Annotated in this window: 2 protein-coding genes and 4 pseudogenes; 2 read left to right on the forward strand and 4 right to left on the reverse strand. The window is 54.1% G+C overall.

Annotated features, from left to right (window positions below; all coding sequences use genetic code 11):
- Positions 1-121: 121 nt before the first annotated feature.
- Positions 122-331: pseudogene (locus ACTBDZ_RS15910) on the reverse strand (SpoVR family protein); the annotation flags it as partial.
- A gap of 282 nt (positions 332-613) precedes the next feature.
- On the opposite strand from ACTBDZ_RS15910, the gene ACTBDZ_RS15915 reads away from it, so the two are divergent.
- Positions 614-1,870 (forward strand): D-amino acid dehydrogenase, encoded by a 1,257-nt coding sequence (locus ACTBDZ_RS15915; protein ID WP_438816033.1) that lies wholly within the window; start codon positions 614-616, stop codon positions 1,868-1,870.
- Positions 1,871-1,911: 41 nt separating this feature from the next.
- Here ACTBDZ_RS15915 and ACTBDZ_RS15920 read toward each other — a convergent pair whose 3' ends face one another.
- A complete protein-coding gene (locus ACTBDZ_RS15920; RefSeq protein ID WP_438816034.1) occupies positions 1,912-2,190 on the reverse strand; it encodes a hypothetical protein in 279 nt (92 codons plus the stop codon).
- A 104-nt stretch (positions 2,191-2,294) separates the two neighbouring features.
- Positions 2,295-2,771 (reverse strand): annotated as a pseudogene (locus tag ACTBDZ_RS15925) (recombinase family protein); the annotation flags it as partial.
- A gap of 138 nt (positions 2,772-2,909) precedes the next feature.
- Here ACTBDZ_RS15925 and ACTBDZ_RS15930 point away from each other — a divergent pair.
- Positions 2,910-3,353, forward strand: a pseudogene (locus tag ACTBDZ_RS15930) (GNAT family N-acetyltransferase); the annotation flags it as partial.
- 48 nt (positions 3,354-3,401) lie between these two features.
- Here ACTBDZ_RS15930 and ACTBDZ_RS15935 read toward each other — a convergent pair.
- Positions 3,402-3,665: pseudogene (locus ACTBDZ_RS15935) on the reverse strand (DUF444 family protein); the annotation flags it as partial.
- Positions 3,666-3,786 lie beyond the last annotated feature (121 nt).

The following is a 3,786-nucleotide window of genomic DNA, read 5'->3' on the forward strand; positions in this document are numbered from 1 at the left end:
GGTTACGGATGGTAACGTGGGGAGTACTCATGCTGATTGGTCTGCAAAAAGCAGTAATAAATTCAGAACTTCAGAATACCGTCAAGTCCCGAAAAAAGAAAAATCAGGTGCGGAATGACGGATTGATGGGCATGCCGATGCTCGAATAGGCATCCATCATTTGCTCAGAGGTGATGACCTCGATTTGATGTGGGTAGGTTTCGAGGCGATAGTGCTTCGCCACCCGATCAATCTCCTCAAGGTAGGTTTGCAGCAAATCGAACGTCCAGTCTGGTCCATCATTCAAACGTGTCTCAGCTTGCGGTACTCGAGTCTTTGTTTTTGTCACCATCAGCGCGCGCCCCACAGTGCCTTCTACACGCTTTCGTGCAGACTCCATTAATCGTAGCTCACTCTGATAAAAGTGCCGTGAAAACCAGTGTTTGGCAGAAAAAATTGCGGCGAAAACAGCAGCATAAAACGGCACTTCATCCGCGGAATAATAGATAAATAGTATGTTAGCCAAGCGTGACAACGGTAACTCACGTGTTACATTAGCTTTTTATTTTGGGTAGTGGCGATTCAGGCAGCATATTGCGCCGCAAACGGCGAGTTATCACGGAGATAAGTCAACATGCGGGTTGTAATTTTAGGCAGTGGCGTTATTGGCGTCAGCACGGCGTGGTATTTGTGTCAGGCAGGGCATGACGTCACGGTCGTTGACCGACAGCCTGCACCGGCCTTAGAAACCAGTGCGGGCAACGCTGGGCAAATATCCCCCGGTTATTCAGCGCCTTGGGCCGCGCCCGGCATCCCCTTGAAAGCCATAAAGTGGCTGTTCCAGCGCCATGCGCCGTTAGCTATCCGGCCCGATTGCTCCAGTGACCAGTTGCGTTGGATGTGGCAGATGCTGATGAACTGCGATTCCGCGCATTATCAGGTCAACAAGGCACGTATGGTGCGCTTGGCAGAATACAGCCGTGACTGTTTGCAGGCATTGCGCGCACGCACGTCGATTCAGTACGAAGGTCGCCAAGGCGGGACGTTGCAACTGTTTCGCAGCGAGCAGCAGTATGACAATGCCAGCAGAGACATTGCAGTACTGCGTGATGCTGGCGTGCCGTACCAGTTGTTAACCTCGCAGGAACTGGCGACGGTGGAGCCTGCGCTCGCCTCGGTGGCGCATAAGCTCAGCGGCGGACTGCGTTTACCCCATGATGAAACTGGCGATTGCCAACTGTTTACTCAGCGCCTGGCTGAAATGGCACAAGCGGCGGGTGTGGTTTTTCGTTTTGGCGAATCCGTCGAGCAGTTGCAGGTGGCTGGCGATCGCATCACGGCGGTGCGCTGTAATGGGCAAACGATAACCGCGGATGCCTATGTGGTGGCCTGTGGTTCCTACTCGATGGCGTTGGTACGTCAGTGGATGCACCTGCCGGTCTATCCCCTGAAAGGCTATTCATTAACGCTGCCGCTTGCCAACGAAGCCGCTGCACCGGTTTCAACGGTGCTTGATGAGACGTATAAAGTGGCCGTGACGCGCTTCGACCGTCGTATTCGTGTTGGGGGCATGGCAGAAATCGTTGGCTTTGACACAGCCCTCAACCCTAAACGCCGAGAAACGTTGGAAATGGTGGTTCGCGATCTTTACCCTGACGCTGGGCCGGTAGAGCAGGCGACGTTCTGGACCGGGTTGCGCCCGATGACACCGGATGGCACGCCGCTGGTAGGTCGTTCACCGCTCGCCAATCTTTCTCTTAATACCGGACACGGTACTTTAGGCTGGACGATGGCGTGCGGTTCAGGGCAACTGCTGGCGGATATCATTTCTGGTAAGACGCCTGACATTGCCCATGACGATTTGTCGATATTTCGTTACGCCAGCGCGTAAATCTACCGGGTTGTCGCGCACGATCGCAGCGCGCGCTGCGATCAACTGAGCGCCGTAATCGTGCCGCGCGTCTTTGCGCTTAAACGCTGGGCGCGCAGCGCCAACAGCGTCGCACACAGCATGGCAAGTGCCAGCGTGCTCTGTGGTGAGAGGGGTAGCGCCATCACCGCCAGCCCAACACACGCACCGCCTGCCATTTGCACGAATCCTACCAGCGCCGATGCCGTACCCGCTTCATTCGCATAAGGTTCCAGTGCATAGCTGGTGGCTGGGCCGATGGCAAACGCCAGGCCAGCAAACGCCACCACCACCGGAGCCATAAAGATCCACCAACGCGCCTGTAGCGCCTCGGGCAGCCACAGGATGATGGCGCACAGTAACAGGGGTTCTACGCCGGAATCCCAGATTTTTCCGGCAACAGAAATTATCCCCGGTTGAGCAGCTTTATCCCGTCCGCCCGCAGTTGACCATCAGGGGAAATATGCCTGTACAGAGTTTGCCGGGTTATCCCAAGTTCCTGACATAACGTACTGACCTTTGTCTCTAGTCGCCCCATTGATGCCATTGCCAGTCGTAGTTTGATTGGAGTCATTTTATAAGGCCGTTCACCGTTTCGCCCACGGGCTCTTGCTGATGCCAGACCTGCAGTCGTTCGCTCGGCAATCAGTTTGCGCTCAAACTCGGCCAGTGCTGCAAAGATCCCAAAAACAAGCTTGCCGGCAGCGGTTGTGGTATCGATGGTCGCACCGTGACCGGTCAATACCTTCAGACCTATACCTCGTCCGGTCAGGTCGTGCACGGTATTAATGAGATGACGAAGGTCGCGACCAAGACGATCCAGTTTCCATACGATCAGCGTGTCTCCGGGTCGCAGTGCCTTCAGGCAGGCGATGAGTCCGGGTCACGTATTCAATGTGTTGCTCCGCAATAAAAATAGTATTCATGCTCTATGTTCTCTTCATGCATTCAGGCTGGTTTTAAACACCTTTTTTGCATGCCAGACTATGTAGCAATACACTCATTGAATACGTGACCGTCACCGGATATCAACGAGATGCGCGCCCGATTGAAGAAAAACCTCGATGCCGGTCTTCCCTGGTTTGTCGCCAGCAAAAATGGCCGCATAACCGGGTATTGTTATATGTCACGCTACCGTGAGCGCAGGGCCTACCAGTATACGCTTGAAGATTCGATCTATGTTGATCCGCAATGCCAGCAGCAGGGGGTGGGAAAAGCGCTCCTTGCCCACGCCATTGAGTGGGCGGAGCAACGCGGTTTTCGCCAGTTGATCGCGATTGTGGGTAACAGTGAAAATGAGGGTTCGCTGCATTTACACCGTCAGGCCGGTTTCTCACTGGTAGGAACGCTGGCAAGCGTAGGGTTAAAACACGGACGCTGGCTGGACACGGTAATGCTGCAACGTGCGCTGGGTGAAGGAGATTCGACCTTGCCAGAATCTACGCCGCGCTTTGACGCGAATTGATACGGGGCTGGTTTCCGCCAGCGCGAAGGCTGGCGGAAGGTTGAGCGGTTAACCGTTAACGGTTTGCTTGCGGAACAATTCGCGAAATACCGGGTAAATATCGTCCTGATCGCGAATATGTTGCATCGCAAAATTGGGGTAGGCATCACGCAGGGCTTCATACTCGCGCCACAGGGTTTGGTGTGAGCGACGCGTGATTTCGATGTAGCTGTAGTAACGCACAAAGGGCAACAGCTGGTTAGCCAGAATATCGTGACACAGCGGTGAGTCATCGGCCCAATTATCGCCATCGGAGGCTTGCGCCGCATAAATTGTACTAGCTCAGACCTGATCTGACAGTTACCGGTTATTTATACAGGTGTCTGTCAGATTAAATCTGGTTCAGATTTTTTTCTGCCCAGACCCGTTTACCATCAAGTAATGTTGCCATTGG

Origin of the sequence: Symbiopectobacterium sp., from assembly GCF_051710365.1 — a bacterium.
In the GTDB taxonomy this organism is placed as follows: Bacteria; Pseudomonadota; Gammaproteobacteria; order Enterobacterales; family Enterobacteriaceae; genus Symbiopectobacterium.

Coding starts and splice junctions, on each gene's coding strand:
- ACTBDZ_RS15915 (WP_438816033.1), top strand. CDS start 614: ATGCGGGTTGTAATTTTAGGCAGTGGCGTTATTGGCGTCAGCACGGCG.
- ACTBDZ_RS15920 (WP_438816034.1), bottom strand. CDS start 2,190: ATGGCTCCGGTGGTGGTGGCGTTTGCTGGCCTGGCGTTTGCCATCGGC.